The organism is Bacteroides sp. 14(A), from assembly GCF_000526555.1.
GTDB lineage: Bacteria > Bacteroidota > Bacteroidia > Bacteroidales > Bacteroidaceae > Bacteroides > Bacteroides cellulosilyticus.
Genome location: NZ_JAGH01000002.1, coordinates 983,017 through 1,004,951, shown reverse-complemented (window position 1 = coordinate 1,004,951; position 21,935 = coordinate 983,017). Strand labels below are relative to the sequence as shown.

Genomic DNA, 21,935 nt, shown 5'->3' with positions numbered 1-21,935 from the left:
ACAATGAAAATAAATCAGATAAAGAACGTGGTTCTCCCTTTATTGCTTCTATTCTGCCTGATAGGTTGCAGTGAGGACAAAGAGCCGCAGACATATCCGCCCACGCTGGTGACCAACAGCGCCGCAGAGCTGACCCGTTTCGAGGCCCTTCTCTCCGGTAGCGTTGTGCCACATGCAAACAGCGTTGTGAAAGCAGAGGTATTCTTCCTTTTTGCCAAAGGAAATACTTTAGTCGATGCGGAAGAATTTACAGCCACCCCGGACAATACGACGGAAGGCAGATACGTCTGTACCATTGACGGATTAACTCCGGGAAATGAATACTGTTACAGCATTTGTGCCCGTAGTGGGGGCAGCATAGCTAAAGGCGAAGTGATTAAGTTTGAGACCCTCTCAAGTACTGCCCCCGTACCGGCAGCAACCATCGCCACCAACATCAATGAAAATGGAGCATTACTAAGCAGCGACATCACCGATAATGGAGGACAAAACGTTACACAACGCGGGTTTGCTTACAAAGTTTATCAAGAAGGTATGCCGGAGCCAACCACATCTGACAAAACCCGGTCCGTCAGCCTGGAAGCCGAAACTTTCAGTGTCCAGATTTCCGACCTGCAAGCCAAAACCAAGTACATCGTCAGAGCTTTCGCCATCAACAAGGCGGGAACCGGATATGGAGAGGCCGTCACTTTCACAACCGAAGAGTTGAAGATTCCTCAACTGACATGCAGCATGGGCACCGTTACGGCTTTTGCCGCCACGCCTTCTGCCACCGTCAGCACCAACGGAGGCTTCAAGCTGACCGAATATGGTTTCTGTTGGAGTACTGAAAGCCAAGTACCCACCATCGAAAACCTGAAGACAGTGACCGGCAATAGTGAAACAGCCAACTTCAGTGAAGTCATAGAGGATCTGAACCCCGAAACAACTTACTATCTGCGCGCTTATGCCACCAATGAGAAGGGTACGGGATATAGCAACATCCTCACCTTCAAGACTGAACAAAAACAGGTGGCTACCCTGACCAAGCCCGAAGCAAGCAAGATCGAAGTAACCTCTGCCACTTTAAGCAGTACCATCACAGTGCCTTCGGGTGTAGAAGTTACGGAGAAAGGTATCTGTTACAGTATTTTCTCTACCAAACCGGCAACAGATGGGCAACACACCGTTGATAGCAGTCAAGGAAACGCTATCAGTGTAAACCTGAAAGATCTGAACGAGGGCGCTACTTACTATGCCACCGCTTATGCCACAACACGCGACGGTACATTCTACAGCGAAGCTACCCAATTCACTCTGGGACGCACGTATGAGCCTACTGTTGCCATCTCCGAAGTCACCGGAGTAGGTGAAACGGAAGCAACCGTAAATGCCACTATTAAGACTGATGGCGGACGTGATATCACAGAAAAAGGAATCTGTTGGAGTAGTACCTCCTCGACTCCTACCCTCGAAAACGATGCGTTTATGAAAGCCGAAGGTACAGGAAACAACTTCAGCCTGAAACTGACTTCGCTGACCAAAGGACAGAAATATTACGTACGTGCCTACGCCAAAAACGTAAACGGCACCGGCTACAGTCCTGCCTTCGAGTTTACCACTGCCTTGACAAAAGCTCCTGAAGTAGTGAACATGGCAATGACTGCCGTCCACGACGATCATTCCACTGCCCAAGCTGTTATTTCTGATAAAGGTGGCCTTGAAATCACTGAAAAAGGATTTGTATATTCCACCACAGTAGTCAGCCCTACTATAGGTGCAGCGGGAGTCCTCAAAATAGTATCCCAATCCACCGATGACACCTTCACCGCCGAATTGACAGGATTAACCTATCAGAAACGCTACTATATCTGTGCTTATGCCACCAATGCCAAAGGTACATCTTATAGTTCGGCCACCAACTTCTTTACTTCCACCTCTTCTACCCCGAATACCAACGCATCGGTAAAAGAGGGGTCGATAGGCAGCACTACTGCCACCATGGAAGGCAAGATTGCCAGTGATGGCGGTGACGGAAGCGAAGAACTTGAAATCAGTGAAGTAGGCTTCTGTTGGAGTGAAAACACTTCAGAACCAACCATAGATAAGGATAGTCATGTGAAGGCCACTTTGGATAAGGAGAGTAAGACTTTCACCGTCAACCTTACCGGTTTGAAAGCATATACTTACTATTATGTACGTGCTTATGCCAAAAATAAGAATGGAGTGGGATATAGTTATTACACTACTTTCCGTACCGAACGCACTACACCGGGAGGAGACGATAATGTTCCACCGGGAACAACTACAAAAAGTGTGAAATAAAACGATACGGACCTTAGTATTGTTTCCTCAGCCCTTGCTTTGTCAGCACAAACAAAGCAAGGGCTGACTGTTTATTAGAACAAACATACTCGATCACAGAAGGACTCGTATTAAATAAGAAACCCATCATTGATATAAATTTATCAAAGACGGGCAACCTACACTATTTTAATTATATCGAGTTCACACTATTATAAGAATAATCTTACATATCATCTATATCCGGTTTATTGCCGACGGTATGAGTGCTTCTTGTCTTAGTACCACTGTCTATGCTATACATACTGTTCTTTTAGCATCTATATATCGGTGGCGTAGGATATATAGATGCTGCACGTCCGTCATATAGATGGGATGCGTAGGATATATAGATGGGACACGTAGGATATATAGATCCTACTTTACTTAAACATCGGCTGTGCAAACCATCTCTTGAACATCCACGTCACCATCACATACAGTCCGAAAGCAGAAACAAATCCTACAATCGAATCAATCAAATAGTGCGCCTGAATGTACACCGTGGCACAACAAAGCAGTACATAGAAAGGAAACAGACAGGCAAATAACCTGCGGCTACCACGCCACGCCATAATCATCAGGATAGTGGAAATTCCCACATGCGAACTGGGGAAAGCAGCTGTAGGGCGTTCACCGATTTGCTGAGAACCCTCTACCAGGTTGTAAAAGAATCCATGATCGTATCCCGGTCCGGGCAGTAACTCCTGATTATGATTGAAGTAATCTCCAATGGAAGGAAACACACCCTGCGCCACATTATCATCGCCGATAGCCGGGAAATAGAACTGCGGACCTGCCACCGGAACAAAGATATAAATCAGATAATAGATAAAGAAAGAGGTGACCAGCACGAACGACAACTTCTCGAAAAGTTCAAAACGATAAATAAAATACCACACTACCACAATCAAAATCATCGGATAGTAGAAGAAATATCCCATATTGAACGGCTCACTTACCCACATATGCGGGAAACGGAGGCAGAACCATACCGCCGGCTGCCCGTTGAACATCCACTGCTCTACTGAAGCAAACACATGGTCCAGATTCGGAAATATCCGGTTAAACTCAAACGTATCGGGATACCAATAGGAAAGCAAGGACATCTGGATAGCAATACGCACAAAGGCGGAAAACTTACAGGGTGCCAGCCGGTAAAGATACATCAATAAAAACGTCATGCCCGCAATCATTGCGCGGTCAATCAACATCTGCACCGGATGATCCATTTCCTGAAAAAGAAACAAGATCAAAATCGAAGTCAACAAATTATATATAAGTGTTATCTTCTCAACTGCAAATAACCCCTTCCGGGTTTCTACCTTTTTAAATAAATCTAAAGCCATCCCTCGTTCTTATACCAGGCAATAGTCTCCCTTACACCTTGTTCCAGATTGTACTGAGGTGCAAATCCCAACTCTCTTACAGCCGGGCTGATGTCACATTGCCAATTGCGTTGTTTCATTATGTTATACTTATCAGAATTGAGAGTGCTGGGCTTCTTGCTACGCACCGCCCAGAATTCAGCGAGCAAAGATACAACTTTCAATATAATTAATGGGCATATCACCCGAATTACAAACGGATTACCCAATTCTTTTCGGATCAGGTCGGAAAAAGCGCGGCTACGATACACCTGTCCGTCTGCCAGGAAATAGGCGCGTCGGCATGCCTGTTTTTCAATACCAAGGAATACAGCTTGCACAATATCTTTCACATAAACAAATGTCAGATCCTGCCGGCGAAAGCCAACAGCAAAGTCCGTGTGCTGCTTGATGGACTTAGCCATCAGGTAATAATCTTTTTCACGCGGACCGTACACTCCCGTGGGGCGATAGATGACATAAGGAAAAGCGGGAATACTTTGCAAATAAAGCTCCGCTTTAAGTTTACTCAGCCCGTAAGCAGTATTGGGCATAGGGGAGTCTTCTTCCGTAATCGGCTGATAAGTTTTCTCATGAACAGGGCCAAACACGCTCAGCGTACTGATATAGATAAATTGCTTCGGTATCATATTCAGTTCACGAAGAGTATCGACAAAGTATTTCGTCTGCAAATAATTCACCCGGTCAAACTCCCGTTTGTCGGTACATTTGGTGACACCGGCACAATGGATGATATAATCGAACTTATTATATGTTCCCTTATGGCCGGAAAGCTGCGCACGCAATTCATTGGGGTGTGCAAAATCCAGTTCCAGAATGTGTATCTTACGGTTTCGCAGATATGCCCGGCTGCTGCTCGAACGGATGCCCGCCCACACGCCGAACTTCCGCTTCAACGCCTCTTCCACGATGAAACTTCCGATAAATCCACTGGCTCCTGTTATTAATATACTTTCCATTACTTCTTGGGTTCTACATGAATATTAATCAGCGTACCTTCGCCAAGCATTGTTTTTAATTTATGTTCAATAGCCGTAGCCGTAGTATGAGCTTCTTCCAACGTAATCCCCCCGTCCATGCGCACATGTACCTCAATCGCACAATAACTACCGATACGCCTCGTACGGAGATGATGCGGCTCACTAACTCCGGGAAAAGAGAGCAATGCTTGCTCAATATCTTTCTCCACTTCATCCGGCAAAGACTTTTCAAGCAACTCGTCAACACAAGGAATCAACAGTTGAATAGCTACCTTCATTATAAAGAAACTGACAATCACAGCAGCTATCGGATCGAGTACCCGCCAATGTTCGCCCAACAAGATTGCACCTCCAATACCTATAGCCGTTCCTATAGACGAAAAAGCGTCGCTCCGATGGTGCCAGGCATTGGCTACTACTGCCTGTGAATTCAAATTCTTCCCCTTAATAACTGTATATTGATATAATATCTCCTTCAGCAAAATAGAAATAAGAGCAGCTATCAGTGCCACCATTCCAGGTGCCTCCAGTTGTTCTCCTTTCATAAAAGCCCAAATAGAAAAAGCACCATTCCACAAAATGCCGAATCCCACCAGTAATAATAGAATTCCAATAATAGCGGTGGCTAACGTTTCATACTTCCCATGTCCATAATCATGATCTTTATCCTGAGGTTTATTGGAAATACGGACAAACACGAGAACAATGACATCCGTCACAAAATCAGATAAAGAATGAACCGCATCTGCCAACATAGCAGCACTATGGCCTAGAATACCTGCCACAAACTTAAAGGCAAGTAGCACAAAATTAACAATACTACCAACAATCGTTACTTTGTATATTTCCTTCTCCCGAGACAGAGAAGCAACTTCTACGCTCATTCTATACTGATTATTAAAATAATAATGGTGCAAAGATATAAAATAAAAGCCATTTTGTATTTCTTCATCATTATTTGTTTATTTGCATGGTTATTAATTGACTCCTCTAACTCCTTTACATCTTCTAACTCCTATGAATTATTCAGGCTAATTACATCTTTTTTGCCTACATCCCCATTCTTTTCAAGGCAGAAACAAAGCAAATTCGCAAAAAAATTGTTTTCTTTGTATCTATCATATGCAATCCATTCAATAATCAATATATTATGGCCAAAAACAAAGAAAAAAAAGCCGGCAAGCGAATGAAAAAGAAAGAACTCATTTCTGCCCTTATGGATTTTTTCCATTCGAAACCTGATGAGGTACTGTCCCTGAAATACATATTCGAACAACTCCACCTTACCACGCATCCTCTGAAGATGTTGTGTAAGGATATCCTAAGCGATATGCTACTGGATGATTACATCACCGAAGTGGAGAAAAGCAAATATAAACTGAACAATCATGGAGTGGAAATGACAGGCACTTTCCAGCGTAAAAGCAATGGAAAGAATTCCTTCATTCCCGAAGGTGGAGGTGACCCGATATTCGTGGCCGAACGTAATTCGGCACACGCCATGAACAATGATAAAGTACGCATTTCCTTCTACGCCAAACGCCGTGGCTGCGAAGCCGAAGGAGAAGTGATAGAAGTATTGGAACGTGCCAACGACACCTTTGTAGGCACACTGGAAGTAGGCAGTTCCTACGCCTTCCTGGTGACGGAAAACCGTACGCTTGCCAATGACATCTTCATCCCCAAAGAAAAGCTGAAAGGCGGAAAGACGGGAGACAAAGCCATCGTGAAAGTAATAGAATGGCCCGACAAGGCGAAAAACCCCATCGGGCAAGTCATCGACATCCTGGGCAAAGCGGGTGACAACACCACAGAGATGCACGCCATCCTTGCCGAATTCGGACTACCTTATGTCTACCCCTCTTCTGTAGAAAAAGCTGCGGACAAAATCCCCGCTGAAATATCCGATGAAGAAATTGCCAAACGCGAGGACTTCCGAAATGTGACTACCTTCACCATCGACCCGAAGGATGCCAAAGACTTTGATGATGCTCTCTCCATCCGCAAACTGAAAGATGGCTTGTGGGAAGTAGGTGTACACATCGCAGACGTTACCCATTACGTAACCGAAGGCAGCACCATCGACAAGGAAGCCGAAAAACGCGCTACATCCGTGTATCTTGTAGACCGTACCATCCCGATGCTTCCCGAACGTCTATGCAACTTCATTTGTTCCCTGCGTCCCGACGAAGAAAAGCTGGCGTACTCCGTTATCTTCAACATCAACGAAAAGGGAGATGTGAAAGACTCACGCGTAGTACATACAGTAATCAAGTCCGACCGCCGCTTTACTTACGAGGAAGCACAGCAAATAATTGAAACGAAAGAAGGAGACTTCAAAGAAGAAATCCTTATGCTGGATACCATTGCCAAGGCATTGCGTCAAAAGCGTTTCGTAGCCGGAGCCATCAACTTCGACCGTTACGAAGTGAAGTTTGAGATAGACGAAAAAGGGAAACCTATCAGCGTCTACTTCAAAGTTTCCAAAGATGCCAACAAGTTGGTGGAAGAATTCATGTTGCTTGCCAACCGCACCGTAGCAGAAAAAATCGGTCGCGTACCGAAAAACAAGAAGGCCAAGGTATTCCCTTACCGTATCCACGACCTTCCAGACCCGGAGAAACTGGATAACCTGGCACAATTCATCGCCCGCTTCGGCTACAAGATACGTACCGGTGGGACCAAGACAGATGTTTCCAAATCCATCAATCATCTGTTGGACGATATTCAGGGCAAGAAGGAAGAGAATCTTATTGAAACCGTATCCATCCGTGCCATGCAGAAAGCACGTTATTCCACGCACAACATTGGACATTATGGATTGGCATTCGAATACTATACACATTTCACCTCACCCATCCGTCGTTTCCCGGACATGATGGTACACCGCTTGCTTACTAAATACCTGAATGGCGGGCGCAGTGTTTCCGAAACTAAATATGAAGACCTCTGCGACCACTCCAGCAATATGGAACAAATTGCAGCCAACGCTGAACGTGCTTCCATCAAATACAAGCAAGTAGAATTTATGACGGAGCGTCTGGGACAAGTGTTCGATGGTGTAATTTCCGGTGTTACGGAATGGGGACTGTACGTTGAACTGAACGAAAATAAATGCGAAGGTATGATACCTATCCGCGATCTTGGCGATGACTATTACGAGTTCGACGAGAAGAACTACTGTCTGCGTGGGCGCCGTAAGCACCGTACCTACAGTTTGGGCGATGCAATTACAATTAAGGTAGCACGGGCCAATCTGGAAAAGAAACAGTTGGACTTTGCGCTGGTAGAATAAAAGGTGCGGATTACGCGGAATACACGGATCAAGGGTTGTTGATTAATAAAAGAAATCCGTGTAATCCGCGTAATCCGTGCCTAAATTTTCGTTCTCCTATGCACCATAATTCTCCCTGTAAGCCGTGGGCGACATTCCTGTATGATGCTTGAAGTATCTCCCCAGATAGGATTGATCAGGGAAATTAAACTGATTAGCTATCTCCTGTATGGAAAGTGCTGTAGAGTGAAGTGTCACTTTAAGCTCAAGTATCACGTAATCGTCTATCCATTCTTTCGCTGTGCATCCCACCGTTTGTTGAATCGTCTTACTCAGATGCCGCGTAGTGACACAAAGCTTATCCGCATAATAATCCACCGAACGCTGTTCCCTGAACGACTCTATCACTAACGCAATAAAGCGGTCCTTCAACCGCCAACGCAAATGATTCGGCTTCGTTTGCCGGTAAAGACGCTCCGACTGATTACAGATCTCATAAAACAGCATCCGACAACAGTAAATCACCAGCTCACGTTGATATATATTATCACTGTCCACAGATTTCTGTTGCAGAAGTTTAAGATAATGATTACATATCCCATCCCACTCTTCGTCTCGGAATGAACTATAATTATGCTCACGCATGAAGGATACCTTATCCGAAGGCAGCGAATAGAAAATCTCATGTCGGAACTGGGCGGAAAAAGCAAAAACAGCCAGTTCAAGGTCATCTGTAGCATCTTTATAAAACGTAATCTGTTCGGGGAAAACAAGTATTACACTTCCGGCAGCTAAAGCATATTTCTGCTGGTTAATGTAAAGCTGTACCCCTCCTTGCAGACAAAACAGCAATTCCCCTCTCTCCATCCGATAAGGATAAGAAAACAAATCGGATTTCTTCCGGGTATGAAACAGGTATTCCTCACTCATAAAGTTCTATTTTTGAAGTACAAATATAGTTTTAAAGGAGCTTATGAACAAAATAATCCCACTTTTTGAACAATTCGCTTCGATTTTTGAACCGTGAGACAGGCAATAGAAGCCGTAACTTTGCAGCGGTTAATAATTTTGGTTATTTGCTCATCAAAGATTGGATATATACGGTATAGGAATGAATAAGACTCACCACAGATTACACAGATTCACACAGATTTATTAATCTAATAATCAGTAAAATAGAATCTGTGTCAATCTGTGTAATCTGTGGTAAATTCATTCATAACCATACAGTGATGAACTCAAGAAAAAAGATTGTAATATGGCAAAAAGAGAATTAACAGCCCGGTATCTGTTTTTCATTGCGGGCTTATTTGTAAATGCGTTTGGTATTAGTTTAATTATTAAAGCAAATCTGGGCTCCTCACCTATATCGAGCCTTCCTTACACACTGAGTTTAAATTTTCCCGTCACACTGGGACAGTTCACGCTTCTGCTGAATGCCGCGCTGATAGCCGGACAAATATGGCTTCTGAAAAGGGACTTCAGAAAAGAGCAGTTTCTACAAATTCCCGTAGCAATACTCTTCAGTTTCTTCATAGATTGCTCGATGGCATTATTGGGAGGATTCACTCCTGCAGGCTATGCCTCGCAGATTCTATCACTGATAGCTGGCTGTGCGATACTTGGCCTGGGAGTAAGTATGGAGGTAATTGCCAATGTAGTGATGCTATCCGGAGAAGCCTTTGTGAAAGCCATCACTTTGCGTACGGGAAAAGAATTCGGAATTACCAAGATCGGCTTTGATACTACACTGGCACTCCTTGCCTGTGCAGCTTCTCTGATGATAGCAGGAAGCATAGAAGGTGTACGCGAAGGTACAATCATTGCCGCATTGATCGTAGGACTTTTCGCACGCTTCTTCAACAGACGACTGGGGTTTGTCAATAAAATGATTACCTTTGCACCGAATAAAACACCCATTCAGCCCTATGAAGACAATTGCAATCACCGAACTGACAGAAATTGAAGCAATCATTCGCAAATGTCCTTACTGCACGGTGGGCATCACCGATCTGGAAGGCAACCCTTACGTAGTCCCCATGAACTTTGCTTACCGGGACGGAATTATCTATCTGCACTCCGGTCCCGAAGGCAGCAAAGTAACGATGGCAGAAAAACATCCTCATGTCTGCATCACCTTCTGCGAAGGACACGAGTTGGTGTATATGCACCGGCAGGTGGCATGCAGTTACAGCATGAAGTCGCGCAGCGTGATATGCCACGGAAACGTCCGTTTCATCGAAGATATGGATGAAAAAAGAGAGGCACTTGATATAATCATGCAGCAATATACAAGCGATGAATTTAAATACAGTGAACCTGCCGTGCGCAACGTAAAGGTTTGGGAAGTAAAAATAGACAAAATGACTTGCAGATCCTTCGGACTGCGACCCAGCGAGGTCACCTCAGAGTAGTTACAAACCCATTTCAGGATGGCTACACCCTTTCCCCCGGATAGCTACACCCTTTACTGCAAATAGCTACACCCTTTTGGTGAAAGGGTGTAGCCCTAATATTCTACAGCGGGTATTCATCAAATGCATATAGCAACGTTGAAAGATACCGTTCGCCTGTATCCGGCAATAATGCAACAATAGTTTTCCCCTCATTCTCCGGAAGAAGTGCCAGACGAGTGGCTGCACTGACTGCCGCCCCGGAAGATATACCTACCAGCAGGCCTTCTTTCTGCGCCAACTCGCGTCCTGTACGGATAGCATCGTCATTTGTTACCTGCAATATTTCATCCACTACTGCCGGATTGTAGTTCTTGGGAACAAAACCAGCACCGATACCTTGTATCTTATGTGCTCCCGGAGCACCTCCTGAAAGTACAGGAGAGTCGGTCGGTTCTACCGCTACCACCTTTACAGCCGGATTATGTTTTTTCAAGGCGGCGCCTACTCCACTTACCGTTCCGCCAGTCCCTACACCAGCAACAAAAATATCAACATGACCTTCCGTATCCCGCCAGATCTCCTGTCCTGTAGTACGTTCGTGCATGGCAGGATTTGCGGGGTTGTCAAACTGCTGAAGAATCACCGCACCGGGTGTAGCCGCTTTCAGTTCTTCAGCACGGGCAATAGCCCCTTTCATACCATTGGCACCGGGCGTAAGCACCAATTCGGCACCCAAGGCTTTCAGTAAGTTGCGACGCTCAACGCTCATGGTATCGGGCATGGTGAGAATCAACTTATAACCTTTTGAAGCGGCCACAAATGCAAGTCCTATTCCGGTGTTTCCACTGGTAGGTTCTATGATTGTCGCTCCGGGTTTCAGCAAACCGGAAGTCTCGGCATCTTCAATCATTGCCAGTGCCACGCGATCTTTCACGCTTCCGGCAGGATTAAATGACTCCAGTTTCACGATCAGACGGGCTTTCAGCCCCTTTGATTTATTGTAATTACTCAGCTCCATCAGGGGAGTGTTGCCCACCAGATCCGTGAGCTGTTTTGCTATCTTTTTCATAACATATTGGGTTTTAATTTATACTCTTCTTTCTAAATGACAAAGATAGAGGGTTAACGGTTCATAGGAAATACCATATTTGTGGGATTTTCATACTATAAATGAGGGATTTTCGCTGAGAATAGTTACCTTTGTACCCACCTTATTATAAAAAGGATATCCCAATGAGTCCATTGAACTTTACTCACATTTTGACACAGGCAGTCGATGAACTATCGGAAAGCTCATCTTACAAAGGACTGTTTCATCAGCACACGGACGGCACTCCATTGCCTTCGGCTAGGGCACTGCAAGATATTGTAGAGCTATCACGTGCCATCCTCTTCCCCGGTTATTTTGGTAATTCCACAGTCAACAGCCGCACCATCAAATATCACATCGGCGTAAACATCGAACGCTTGTTCGACTTGCTGACCGGTCAGGTACTTGCAGGGCTTTGCTTCACCGGAAACGGAGAATGTACCTGCTGCACTGAACTTCAGCGTGAAGAAGCGGCACTGATTGCCGCTAAATTCATCAGCAATTTGCCGGGAATGCGCCGTGTGCTGGCCACTGATGTGGCAGCCGCCTACAATGGAGATCCGGCAGCACACAGTTTCGGAGAAGTAATCAGTTGTTATCCCGCCATACGTGCCATCAGCAATTACCGCATTGCGCATGAGTTACTGAAACTCGGTGTGCCCCTTATTCCGCGTATCATCACTGAAATGGCCCACAGCGAAACAGGAATCGATATTCATCCGGGTGCCGCCATCGGCAGCCACTTCACCATAGACCACGGAACGGGTGTGGTAATCGGGGAGACGTGCGTCATCGGAAATAACGTAAAGTTATATCAAGGCGTAACTCTGGGTGCCAAGAGCTTTCCATTGGATGCGGACGGTAAACCGATCAAGGGTATCCCACGCCACCCGATACTGGAAGACAATGTAATCGTCTATTCCAATGCCACCATTTTAGGACGTATCACTATCGGACAGGGTGCCACGGTAGGTGGTAATATCTGGGTGACGGAAGACGTTCCGGCCGGAGCAAGAATTGTACAGACTAAAGCCAAAAAGTAACCGGCAGTCAGCAAGCAAGCGCCCCGGTTGAGGGACACAAGCGTTCCGGCTGAGCAACACAAGTGTTTCGGAAGAGAGACACAAGTGTTACATCCGAGAAGTACAAGTGTTCCGTAAAAGGGATATTAAGAGAATAGTAATCATCAATAGAAACAATAGATACAGAAGAAGTTACAGCAGCTTCAACCGTAAAATTGTAAATCGTAAAATCAATAATAAACAGATGGAATCCTTTCAAATGATTGCCAAGACCTTTCAAGGTCTGGAAGAAGTATTAGCACAAGAACTGACTGCATTAGGGGCAAACGACATAGAAATAGGCCGACGCATGGTGTCTTTCAGTGGAGACAAGGAAATGATGTACAAGGCAAACTTCTGCTTGCGCACAGCAATCCGTATCCTGAAACCGATCAAGAACTTCACTGCCAAAAATGCTGATGAAGTCTATGAACAAATCAAAGCTATCAGCTGGGAAAACATCCTGGATGTGGAGAAAACATTTGCTGTAGATGCCGTTGTGTTCAGCGAAGAATTCCGTCACTCTAAGTTTGTATCTTATAAAGTAAAAGATGCCATTGTAGATTATTTCCGCGAGAAATTCAACAAACGTCCGTCCGTACGAATCAACCGCCCGGATGTACTGCTGAATATACACATTGCACAAACCACGTGTACGCTTTCACTCGACTCATCGGGTGAGTCACTACACCGCCGCGGTTATCGTCAGGAAGCGGTAGAGGCTCCGTTGAACGAAGTACTGGCTGCCGGAATGATCCTCATGACGGGCTGGAAAGGAGAATGTGATTTGATTGATCCGATGTGTGGTTCGGGTACCATCCCCATTGAGGCGGCACTGATTGCACGTAACATTGCTCCGGGAGTATTCCGTAAGGAATTTGCTTTTGAGAAGTGGAATGATTTCGACCAGGATTTATTCGATACGATTTACAACGACGACAGTCAGGAATGTGAGTTTACACATAAGATATACGGATACGACAATAATCCGCAGGCCAACGAAATAGCAACGCACAACATCAAGGCAGCAGGTGTATCGAAAGACATTGTCTTGAAGTTGCAGCCCTTCCAGCAGTTTGAACAGCCGGCGGAAAAGTCCATGATTATCACCAATCCGCCTTATGGGGAACGTATTTCTACCAATAATCTGCTGGGACTGTACCAGATGATAGGCGAGCGTCTGAAACACGCTTTCACCGGAAACACGGCATGGGTGCTCTCTTATCGTGAAGAGTGCTTCGACCAGATAGGACTGAAACCGACTGCCAAAATACCTCTGTTCAACGGTGCACTGGAATGTGAATTCCGTAAATACGAGATTTTCGACGGTAAATACAAGGAATTCAAGAAACAGGAAGGCGAAAGTGAAGAGGGAGAAGACTCTAAAGAATCAGGCTTCAAACCGAAAGAAGGACGGGAGTTCAGACCAAGAGAATCACGTGAATTCAGACCGAGAGAACCCCGCAAATCAGGAGAATTCAGATCCAGAGATGACAAGCCAAGGGAATTCAGACCAAGAGACAGTAAACCCCGGGAGTTTGGTTCGAGAGAAGACAGGCCCAGAGGGGAATTCAAGCCAAGGGAATTCCGCAAGGATGGAGACAGGGAAAGAAAACCGTTTGACAGAGAACGTCGTCCGGGAGGAAACGGGGAGTTCAAGCCGAAAAGGGAGTTTAAACCGAGAAAGCGGGAAGAGGGAGAGTAAGTTGCTGAGAGACAGTTTGAGGTGCCAAATTTTCACCTCAAACAAAGGAGGTGTTAGATACTCTGCCTTTGCCAAGCTGAGTGCCGCCGTACAAGTGAAAAGTACACCAATGGGCAGAATAGAAGTGAAAGGTTTTAGAAAAGAGAATGACTAACAAAAGACTATGAACATGAAGATAATCAGTAAATGGATGGGAGTGGTATTATTGGCATCATCCGCTCTCTTCACAACGAACGTTATGGCACAAGATTTAAAGAAACCGACGCTGGAAGACCTGATCCCCGGCGGAGAAACCTATCGCTTTGCAAAAAGCCTGTACGGACTGCAATGGTGGGGAGACACGTGCATCAAGCCCGAAATAGACTCTTTGTTTGCAGTGAACCCTAAAACAGGAAAGGAAACCCTACTCCTGACGCGTGAGAGAATCAACCAAGCACTGGAACAGGAAAAACTGGGTAAACTGAGTCATTTATATCAGGTGAGCCTGCCTTGGGCTGAAAAGACTCAGTTGCTTATCACCCTGCCCGGTAATTATATCGTTTACGACTGGAAAGCGGATAAAATCATCAGCAAACAAGCCTTGCCAGAAAAGGCAGCCAATGAGGATTATAATACCGTAAGCGGCCATATTGCTTACACTCTGAATAATAATCTTTATGTCAACGATCGCGCCGTAACCAACGAACCGGAAGGGATCGTATGCGGACAAAGCGTACACCGTAACGAGTTCGGCATCAGCAAAGGAACTTACTGGAGTCCGAAAGGTGACTTGCTCGCCTTCTACCGCATGGATGAAAGCATGGTAACACAATATCCGTTAGTGGACATCACCGCACGGGTGGGCGAATTGAACAATGTACGTTACCCGATGGCAGGTATGACGAGCCACAAAGTAACTGTAGGCATCTACAATCCCGAAACGCAGAAGACAATTTATCTGAATGCAGGTGATCCTACCGACCGTTACTTCACCAATATAAGTTGGGCACCGGATGCCAAAAGCCTTTATCTCATAGAGCTGAACCGTGATCAGAACCATGCCAAGCTATGCCAGTACAGCGTAGAAACAGGCGAACTGATAGGAACTCTTTTTGAAGAGACACATCCCAAATACGTAGAACCCCAGCACCCCATCGTATTCCTGCCGTGGGACAACAGCAAGTTTATCTACCAAAGCCAACGCGACGGCTTCAACCACCTGTACCTCTATGGCACAGACGGTAAGCTGGTCAAGCAACTGACTTCCGGCAACTGGCTTGTGCAAGATGTGCTTGGCTTCAACAGTGGAAAGAAAGAAATCATTATAGCTTCCACGGAATATTCCCCGTTGCAAAGCAACCTCTTCAAAGTAAGCATAGCAACAGGCAAACGTAGCCCGCTAGGCACACCGGAAGGTATACACCACGGCACACTGAGTGCAAGCGGCAGTTACCTTATAGATACCTATTCCAGCCCTGAAGCGCCACGCAGCATCAATCTCATCGCCACACAAAACGGGAAAAGCATCAATCTGCTGACAGCAGAAGATCCATTCAAGGACTTCACCATGCCGAGCATCGAAGTAGGCACCATCAAAGCTGCCGACGGTGTGACTGATCTTTACTATCGTCTCATAAAACCTGCGGACTTTGATCCGAATAAGAAATACCCCACCATTGTCTATGTATACGGTGGACCGCACGCCCAAATGGTCACCGGCGGTTGGCAGAACGGTGCACGTGGCTGGGATATCTACATGGCCAACAAAGGTTACATCATGTTCAGCCTCGACAACCGTGGAAGTGACAACCGCGGACTGGAATTTGAAAATGCTACTTTCCGACATCTTGGCATTGAAGAAGGAAAAGACCAGGTAAAAGGTGTGGAATTCCTGAAAAGTCTGCCTTATGTAGATGGCAACCGCATCGGTGTGCACGGCTGGAGTTTCGGTGGTCACATGACTACGGCATTGCTGCTCCGCTATCCCGAGATATTCAAGGTAGGCGTTGCAGGTGGTCCGGTCATCGACTGGGGATATTATGAAATCATGTACGGAGAACGCTATATGGATACCCCACAGAGTAATCCGGAAGGGTACAAAGAGTGCAACCTGAAAAACCTTGCCGGCAATCTGAAAGGACATCTGCTATTGATCCATGATGATCATGACGATACTTGTGTACCTCAACATACACTTTCGTTCATAAAGGCTTGTGTGGATGCACGCACATATCCGGACCTGTTTATCTATCCCACACATAAGCACAATGTCAGGGGACGTGACCGGGTACATCTACATGAAAAGATAACCCGTTATTTTGAAGAACATCTTTGATGTACAATTTACCATTTACAATGTACAATTTAGTGCATGAGTAAAATGGTAAAGCACAGAAGAAGAGAAAGAAATGTAAATTGTTAATTGTACTTTAATTGTACTTTGTAAATTGTAAATTGTAAATGAAACCATGAAAGTATTATTATTAGGAAGTGGTGGCCGCGAGCATGCCCTGGCATGGAAAATAGCCCAAAGCCCGAAAGTAGAGAAACTTTTTATCGCCCCCGGTAATGCCGGCACCAGTGCGGTAGGTGAGAACGTATCCATCAAGGCAACCGATTTCCCTGCCTTGAAAGCCTTCGCTTTAGAACAAAAGATAGACATGATCGTGGTAGGTCCCGAAGATCCGCTGGTAGAAGGTATCTACGACAGCTTTACCGGAGATGCCTCCACCCAACATATTGCCATCATCGGCCCTACAGCTAAAGGTGCGCAACTGGAAGGCAGCAAAGAGTTCGCCAAAGGCTTCATGGAACGTCACGGTATTCCCACCGCCCGTTACAAAAGCATCACTGCTGCTAATCTGGACGAAGGCCTTGCTTTCCTCGAAACCCTCCAAGCTCCCTACGTGCTGAAAGCCGACGGTCTATGCGCCGGAAAAGGTGTGCTCATTCTCCCTACACTGGAAGAAGCCAAGCGGGAACTGGAAGAAATGCTCGGCGGTATGTTTGGCCAGGCCAGCGCCACAGTTGTTATCGAAGAATTCCTCAGCGGTATAGAGTGCTCCGTATTTGTGCTGACAGACAGTAAGAACTATAAGGTTTTGCCTGTTGCCAAAGATTACAAACGCATCGGTGAAGGCGATAAAGGCCTGAATACCGGTGGCATGGGAAGTGTAACTCCTGTCCCCTTTGCCGACGAGGTATTCATGGAAAAGGTACGTACCCGCATCATCGAACCTACCATCCGCGGATTGCAGGAAGAAAACATCCTTTACAAAGGCTTCATCTTCCTCGGCCTGATCCGTGTGAAAGGTGAACCAATGGTGATAGAATACAACGTCCGTATGGGCGATCCGGAAACAGAAAGCGTCATGTTGCGTATACAAAGCGACTTTGTAGAACTTCTGGAAGGTGTACGCGATGTCAACCTCGACACCAAGACATTGGTGATGGACCCACGGACAGCCGCCTGTGTCATGCTTGTCAGCGGTGGATACCCCGAAGCTTACGAAAAGGGCAAAGTGATGACCGGGTTTGAAGCAGCCACGGACAGTATCCTCTTCCATGCCGGAACCGCAATGAAAGACGGACAAGTGGTAACGAACGGCGGACGCGTGATTGCCGTATGTTCGTATGGTGAAAACAAGGAGGAAGCCCTTGCCAAAAGTTATAAAGTAGCGGATATGATCCACTTCGACAAGAAGTATTTCCGCCGCGACATCGGGTTCGATCTCTAATCACCCCATCACCTTTATTATAATGATACGAAGTAAACGATTACAGAACCGGATTACAGCGGGGCGCTTCACCCTCCCCGCTGCTGTCTTTCTATCACTGTTCTGCTGGGTACTGACTTCCATCTTATTACCCGAGATTCCAGTGATGAAAAGCAATTACCCATTGTGGGAAACCATCTACAACGATTGGATTCCGACATGGGCAAGTGCGCCCCTAAGCTTTCTGCTTTACGGTATAATCGGTTACTTCCTGATAGAGCTGAACAACACCTTCGCCATTATCCGTATGCGGGCATCCGTGCAGACAGCCATTTACTTTCTGCTGATATCTGTCTGTCCTGCCATGCACCAATTATATGCCGGAGACATTGCCTCGACAGCATTTCTGATATCTTTGTTCTTCCTGTTCAAGGGCTATCAACATCCACATCCGGCGGGCATCCTATTCTACTCGTTCCTGTTTATCGGGGCGGGCAGTCTGTTCTTCCCGCAACTGACATTGTTCATTCCCATTTTCTGGATCGGTGCATACAGTTTCCAGGCACTCACTCCTAAGAGCTTTTTCGGAGGTCTGATCGGCTGGACGCTTCCCTATTGGTTCCTGTTTGGACATGCCTACTTCTATGGTGAAATAGAATTATTCTATCAGCCATTCATCGAACTGGTGACGTTCCATCCCATTACTTTATGGAACTTCCCATTATGGGAAATCGCTACATTGGGCTATTTGTTCCTGTTGTTCATAGTAAGCTCCGTTCACTGCCTGGTGGCAGGTTACGAAGATAAGATACGTACCCGCAGTTATCTGCATTTCCTTATTTTCCTGACGTTCTGCATCTTTGTCTATATCCTGTTGCAACCGGCACAAACGTTTCACCTCCTGCCCTTGCTGCTGATAGGCGTCAGCATCCTGACAGGACATTTCGTGGTACTGACGAACAGTCGGGCTTCTAATGTGTTTTTCATTTGTGCCCTTGCCGGGCTTATACTCTTATTCGGATTTAACGTATGGATGCTTTTGTAGACTCATTGGTTCAACTCCTGATAGACTGGGGCTATCTCGGTTTATTTATCTCCGCCTTACTGGCAGGAAGCATCGTTCCGTTCAGTTCGGAACTGGTGATGATAGCACTGATAAAGGTAGGGCTCAGTCCGGTGATGTGTGTACTCTTCGCCACGTTGGGTAATACGATTGGCGGTATGACGTGCTACTACATGGGGCGTCTGGGCAACGTAGTCTGGATAGAGAAATATTTCAAAGTAAAAAAAGAAAAAGTAGACAAGATGCAGACTTTCCTTCAAGGTAAAGGAGCATTGATGGGCTTTTTCGCATTCCTGCCCTTCGTGGGCGAAGTAATTGCCATTGCGCTGGGTTTCATGCGTAGCAATGTATGGCTGACTACTTCGTCCATGTTTGCCGGAAAGCTGATACGGTATGCCGTGATGCTGCTGGCATTGCAGGGAGTAATATCTATGTTTTAAGTTATGAAACGAATTATAGAACGTACGGAAGATGGAAGCGCAACGCTCTTTGTGCCCGAACTGGATGAACATTATCATTCGGTGAAAGGGGCGCGTACAGAGTCGCAGCATATCTTTATCAACATGGGGCTGAAAGCCTCTGCCGCACCGCAACCGCACGTTCTTGAGATAGGCTTCGGCACCGGACTGAATGCCTTGCTCACACTGGAAGCTGCCGAACAAGATGCGCGTCCCGTACATTATACCGGTATCGAGCTCTATCCCCTTGCCTGGGAAGAAGTCGATGCACTAGGATATAGCAATAACCCGCTGTTCAAGCAGTTGCACACTGCCCCGTGGGAAGAAGACGTAAAAATATCCCCGCACTTCACCCTGCGGAAGATAAAGATGGATGCGATTAGTGATAAGTGGTTATCACTAAATCCTGATCTCGTTTACTTCGATGCTTTCGCCCCTGAAAAGCAACCAGAAATGTGGAACGAGCAATTATTTCGCTCTCTTTACGTTTATATGAATACAGGGGGAATATTGACGACGTATTGCGCCAAAGGTGTCATCCGCCGTATGTTGCAAGCTGTGGGCTTCCGTGTGGAGCGCCTTCCGGGACCTCCGGGGGGAAAACGGGAGATACTGAGGGCAACGAAAGAGAAACCATAAAGAGTAATCAATTATAAAAACCATAAATATAATAATGAAACGAACATTCCTGTACATCCTCGCTGCCTTGCTCGCCGCATCCTGCAAGAACAACAGCGTCCAAAATAATAAGAGTGAAGGCGATAAGCCCGTCATCACTGTCACTATTGAGCCATTACGCTATTTCACCGAAGCCATTGCAGGCGATAACTTCAACGTTATCAGCATGGTTCCCAAAGGAAGTAGCCCGGAAACCTACGACCCTACCCCCCAGCAACTCGTAGATCTTGCCAAGAGCAAAGCCTACTTCCGGATCGGCTACATCGGTTTTGAACAAACCTGGATGGACAAGCTGACGGATAACGCTCCGCACCTGCAATTCTTCGATACTTCCCGCGGCATTGACCTGATTTATGATTCCTCACACGCCCACCATCATCACGATGCCGATGAACCTCACGCCCACGATTCCATCCAAGACGATGAGCATCAGCATCTTTTGGGTGTGGAACCACACGTTTGGAGTTCTGCCTATAATGCACAGATTATTGCCGGAAATATCGTAAATGCACTGTGCGCCATCGACAAAGGCAATGAAGAAGTCTATATGGAGCGTTACAAAAGTCTCTGCAACCAGATTGAACATACCGATAGCCTTATTTGTCACATGCTGTCGGCTCCCAATGCGGACCGTGCTTTCATGATTTATCATCCGGCATTATCTTACTTTGCCCGCGACTACGGTCTGCATCAGATTTCCATCGAAGAAAATGGTAAAGAACCTTCTCCCTCCCACCTCAAGAATCTGATAGACACTTGTAAAAAAGAGAAAGTCCGTGTTATCTTCGTGCAACCTGAATTTGACCGTCGCAATGCAGAGATTATTGCCAAACAGACGGGAACGAAGGTAATCCCTATCAATCCGCTTTCTTACGATTGGGAAGAAGAAATGTTGAACATTGCCAAGGAATTGGTCGTTAAGAACTAAAGACATCGTCAAGTAGTAAACAAATGGGTACGCCTCTTATTGAAATAAAGAATCTCAGTGCCGGCTATGACAGCCGCACGGTATTACGCAACATAAACCTCACCGTTTACGACCGGGACTTTCTGGGCATCATCGGCCCTAATGGCGGCGGAAAAACAACTCTCATCAAATGTATACTCGGTCTGTTGAAACCTACTGGAGGGGAAATTCTTTATAGAGGTGGACGAGCACTCAAAATGGGATATCTGCCACAATACAACAGTATAGATCGTAAGTTTCCCATTACAGTGGAAGAAGTAATCCTTTCCGGACTCAGCTCGCAAAAGTCACTTATTTCACGCTTCACCGCAGCACATCGGAAGAAAGCCCGCCAAGTGATTGCCCGCATGGGATTGGAAGGATTGGAAGAACGTGCCATCGGTGCACTAAGCGGCGGACAATTGCAACGTGCTTTGCTGGGGCGTGCCATCATCTCCGATCCTCAACTCGTTGTCCTAGACGAACCCAGTACCTATATCGACAAGCGTTTCGAAGCCCGCCTTTACGAACTATTGGCAGAGATTAACCACGACTGCGCCATCATTCTTGTCAGCCATGATATCGGCACAGTACTGCAACAAGTGAAGTCCATCGCCTGTGTGAATGAAACACTGGATTATCATCCCGACACGGGGATAAGTGAGGAATGGTTGGAACGGAACTTCAACTGTCCGATAGAGTTATTAGGGCACGGAGCACTGCCCCATCGCATATTGGCAGAGCATAAACATGGCGACGAAAGTGGATGCTGTAATTGCGAACATTAAACATCAAAGCTATAATATTTGAAACTTTTCTCTACAAAAAATCAATGTATATCTTTTAACCTATCCTAATAAATATGCCTTACCTCCACGC

Annotated in this window: 18 protein-coding genes; 13 read left to right on the top strand and 5 right to left on the bottom strand. The window is 46.0% G+C overall.

Annotation, left to right across the window (positions count from 1 at the left end):
- The first annotated feature begins 3 nt into the window (after positions 1-3).
- Complete coding sequence (locus tag K429_RS0111360) at positions 4-2,304, top strand: fibronectin type III domain-containing protein (protein WP_026366999.1); 2,301 nt, start codon at positions 4-6, stop codon at positions 2,302-2,304.
- Between the two features lie 401 nt (positions 2,305-2,705).
- Here the strand turns inward: K429_RS0111360 and K429_RS0111355 are convergent, their stop codons facing one another.
- The 3 genes from K429_RS0111355 to K429_RS0111345 are packed head-to-tail and all read right to left on the bottom strand — an operon-like array spanning position 2,706 to position 5,574.
- A complete protein-coding gene (locus K429_RS0111355) occupies positions 2,706-3,671 on the bottom strand; it encodes a phosphatase PAP2 family protein (protein ID WP_007211564.1) in 966 nt (321 codons plus the stop codon).
- Positions 3,662-4,669: an NAD(P)-dependent oxidoreductase gene (locus K429_RS0111350; RefSeq protein WP_026366998.1), complete on the bottom strand. Its 1,008-nt coding sequence runs from the start codon at positions 4,667-4,669 to the stop codon at positions 3,662-3,664. The genes K429_RS0111355 and K429_RS0111350 overlap by 10 nt, the downstream gene beginning before the upstream one ends.
- On the bottom strand, positions 4,669-5,574 hold the full coding sequence (locus K429_RS0111345; protein ID WP_007211562.1) for a cation diffusion facilitator family transporter: 906 nt from the start codon (positions 5,572-5,574) through the stop codon (positions 4,669-4,671). The genes K429_RS0111350 and K429_RS0111345 overlap by 1 nt, the downstream gene beginning before the upstream one ends.
- 266 nt (positions 5,575-5,840) lie before the next feature.
- On the opposite strand from K429_RS0111345, the gene rnr reads away from it, so the two are divergent.
- On the top strand, positions 5,841-7,985 hold the full coding sequence (rnr, locus tag K429_RS0111340) for a ribonuclease R (protein ID WP_007219115.1): 2,145 nt from the start codon (positions 5,841-5,843) through the stop codon (positions 7,983-7,985).
- 96 nt (positions 7,986-8,081) lie between these two features.
- Here rnr and K429_RS0111335 read toward each other — a convergent pair whose 3' ends face one another.
- Positions 8,082-8,894: an AraC family transcriptional regulator gene (locus K429_RS0111335; RefSeq protein WP_026366997.1), complete on the bottom strand. Its 813-nt coding sequence runs from the start codon at positions 8,892-8,894 to the stop codon at positions 8,082-8,084.
- 328 nt (positions 8,895-9,222) lie between these two features.
- Here K429_RS0111335 and K429_RS0111330 point away from each other — a divergent pair, with 328 nt between their 5' ends.
- Both K429_RS0111330 and K429_RS0111325 read left to right on the top strand, forming a co-directional pair.
- The gene (locus tag K429_RS0111330) at positions 9,223-9,930 is read left to right on the top strand and encodes a YitT family protein (protein WP_007219113.1); all 708 of its coding nucleotides are present in this window, start codon (positions 9,223-9,225) and stop codon (positions 9,928-9,930) included.
- Positions 9,893-10,378 (top strand): pyridoxamine 5'-phosphate oxidase family protein, encoded by a 486-nt coding sequence (locus K429_RS0111325; protein WP_007211557.1) that lies wholly within the window; start codon positions 9,893-9,895, stop codon positions 10,376-10,378. Before K429_RS0111330 ends, K429_RS0111325 begins: the two co-directional genes overlap by 38 nt.
- 103 nt (positions 10,379-10,481) lie before the next feature.
- Here K429_RS0111325 and cysK read toward each other — a convergent pair whose 3' ends face one another.
- Positions 10,482-11,429 carry a cysteine synthase A gene (gene cysK / locus K429_RS0111320; RefSeq protein ID WP_007211556.1) on the bottom strand — a complete coding sequence of 316 codons (948 nt, stop codon included), beginning with the start codon at positions 11,427-11,429 and terminating at the stop codon, positions 10,482-10,484.
- Between the two features lie 164 nt (positions 11,430-11,593).
- On the opposite strand from cysK, the gene epsC reads away from it, so the two are divergent.
- The 9 genes from epsC to K429_RS0111275 all read left to right on the top strand — a co-directional run bounded on the left by epsC (position 11,594) and on the right by K429_RS0111275 (position 21,844).
- The gene (gene epsC / locus K429_RS0111315; RefSeq protein ID WP_007211555.1) at positions 11,594-12,493 is read left to right on the top strand and encodes a serine O-acetyltransferase EpsC; all 900 of its coding nucleotides are present in this window, start codon (positions 11,594-11,596) and stop codon (positions 12,491-12,493) included.
- Between the two features lie 223 nt (positions 12,494-12,716).
- On the top strand, positions 12,717-14,216 hold the full coding sequence (locus K429_RS0111310; protein ID WP_026366996.1) for a class I SAM-dependent RNA methyltransferase: 1,500 nt from the start codon (positions 12,717-12,719) through the stop codon (positions 14,214-14,216).
- A 169-nt stretch (positions 14,217-14,385) separates the two neighbouring features.
- Positions 14,386-16,530, top strand: a complete 2,145-nt coding sequence (locus K429_RS0111305; RefSeq protein ID WP_026366995.1) for a S9 family peptidase — start codon at positions 14,386-14,388, stop codon at positions 16,528-16,530.
- A gap of 133 nt (positions 16,531-16,663) precedes the next feature.
- The gene (gene purD / locus K429_RS0111300; protein ID WP_026366994.1) at positions 16,664-17,932 is read left to right on the top strand and encodes a phosphoribosylamine--glycine ligase; all 1,269 of its coding nucleotides are present in this window, start codon (positions 16,664-16,666) and stop codon (positions 17,930-17,932) included.
- 22 nt (positions 17,933-17,954) lie between these two features.
- Positions 17,955-18,956 carry a hypothetical protein gene (locus K429_RS0111295; protein WP_007211548.1) on the top strand — a complete coding sequence of 334 codons (1,002 nt, stop codon included), beginning with the start codon at positions 17,955-17,957 and terminating at the stop codon, positions 18,954-18,956.
- On the top strand, positions 18,941-19,414 hold the full coding sequence (locus tag K429_RS0111290; RefSeq protein ID WP_007211547.1) for a YqaA family protein: 474 nt from the start codon (positions 18,941-18,943) through the stop codon (positions 19,412-19,414). Before K429_RS0111295 ends, K429_RS0111290 begins: the two co-directional genes overlap by 16 nt.
- A gap of 3 nt (positions 19,415-19,417) precedes the next feature.
- Positions 19,418-20,071 carry a tRNA (5-methylaminomethyl-2-thiouridine)(34)-methyltransferase MnmD gene (gene mnmD / locus K429_RS0111285; RefSeq protein ID WP_007211546.1) on the top strand — a complete coding sequence of 218 codons (654 nt, stop codon included), beginning with the start codon at positions 19,418-19,420 and terminating at the stop codon, positions 20,069-20,071.
- 34 nt (positions 20,072-20,105) lie between these two features.
- Positions 20,106-21,038 carry a metal ABC transporter solute-binding protein, Zn/Mn family gene (locus K429_RS0111280; protein ID WP_026366992.1) on the top strand — a complete coding sequence of 311 codons (933 nt, stop codon included), beginning with the start codon at positions 20,106-20,108 and terminating at the stop codon, positions 21,036-21,038.
- 23 nt (positions 21,039-21,061) lie between these two features.
- Complete coding sequence (locus K429_RS0111275) at positions 21,062-21,844, top strand: metal ABC transporter ATP-binding protein (RefSeq protein ID WP_026366991.1); 783 nt, start codon at positions 21,062-21,064, stop codon at positions 21,842-21,844.
- The last annotated feature ends 91 nt before the right edge of the window (positions 21,845-21,935 follow it).

What these genes read in the sequence shown, in the direction of transcription:
- K429_RS0111360 (WP_026366999.1), top strand. Translation starts at nt 4, where the DNA reads ATGAAAATAAATCAGATAAAGAACGTGGTTCTCCCTTTATTGCTTCTA.
- K429_RS0111355 (WP_007211564.1), bottom strand. Translation starts at nt 3,671, where the DNA reads ATGGCTTTAGATTTATTTAAAAAGGTAGAAACCCGGAAGGGGTTATTT.
- K429_RS0111350 (WP_026366998.1), bottom strand. Translation starts at nt 4,669, where the DNA reads ATGGAAAGTATATTAATAACAGGAGCCAGTGGATTTATCGGAAGTTTC.
- K429_RS0111345 (WP_007211562.1), bottom strand. Translation starts at nt 5,574, where the DNA reads ATGAGCGTAGAAGTTGCTTCTCTGTCTCGGGAGAAGGAAATATACAAA.
- rnr (WP_007219115.1), top strand. Translation starts at nt 5,841, where the DNA reads ATGGCCAAAAACAAAGAAAAAAAAGCCGGCAAGCGAATGAAAAAGAAA.
- K429_RS0111335 (WP_026366997.1), bottom strand. Translation starts at nt 8,894, where the DNA reads ATGAGTGAGGAATACCTGTTTCATACCCGGAAGAAATCCGATTTGTTT.
- K429_RS0111330 (WP_007219113.1), top strand. Translation starts at nt 9,223, where the DNA reads ATGGCAAAAAGAGAATTAACAGCCCGGTATCTGTTTTTCATTGCGGGC.
- K429_RS0111325 (WP_007211557.1), top strand. Translation starts at nt 9,893, where the DNA reads ATGAAGACAATTGCAATCACCGAACTGACAGAAATTGAAGCAATCATT.
- cysK (WP_007211556.1), bottom strand. Translation starts at nt 11,429, where the DNA reads ATGAAAAAGATAGCAAAACAGCTCACGGATCTGGTGGGCAACACTCCC.
- epsC (WP_007211555.1), top strand. Translation starts at nt 11,594, where the DNA reads ATGAGTCCATTGAACTTTACTCACATTTTGACACAGGCAGTCGATGAA.
- K429_RS0111310 (WP_026366996.1), top strand. Translation starts at nt 12,717, where the DNA reads ATGGAATCCTTTCAAATGATTGCCAAGACCTTTCAAGGTCTGGAAGAA.
- K429_RS0111305 (WP_026366995.1), top strand. Translation starts at nt 14,386, where the DNA reads ATGAAGATAATCAGTAAATGGATGGGAGTGGTATTATTGGCATCATCC.
- purD (WP_026366994.1), top strand. Translation starts at nt 16,664, where the DNA reads ATGAAAGTATTATTATTAGGAAGTGGTGGCCGCGAGCATGCCCTGGCA.
- K429_RS0111295 (WP_007211548.1), top strand. Translation starts at nt 17,955, where the DNA reads ATGATACGAAGTAAACGATTACAGAACCGGATTACAGCGGGGCGCTTC.
- K429_RS0111290 (WP_007211547.1), top strand. Translation starts at nt 18,941, where the DNA reads ATGGATGCTTTTGTAGACTCATTGGTTCAACTCCTGATAGACTGGGGC.
- mnmD (WP_007211546.1), top strand. Translation starts at nt 19,418, where the DNA reads ATGAAACGAATTATAGAACGTACGGAAGATGGAAGCGCAACGCTCTTT.
- K429_RS0111280 (WP_026366992.1), top strand. Translation starts at nt 20,106, where the DNA reads ATGAAACGAACATTCCTGTACATCCTCGCTGCCTTGCTCGCCGCATCC.
- K429_RS0111275 (WP_026366991.1), top strand. Translation starts at nt 21,062, where the DNA reads ATGGGTACGCCTCTTATTGAAATAAAGAATCTCAGTGCCGGCTATGAC.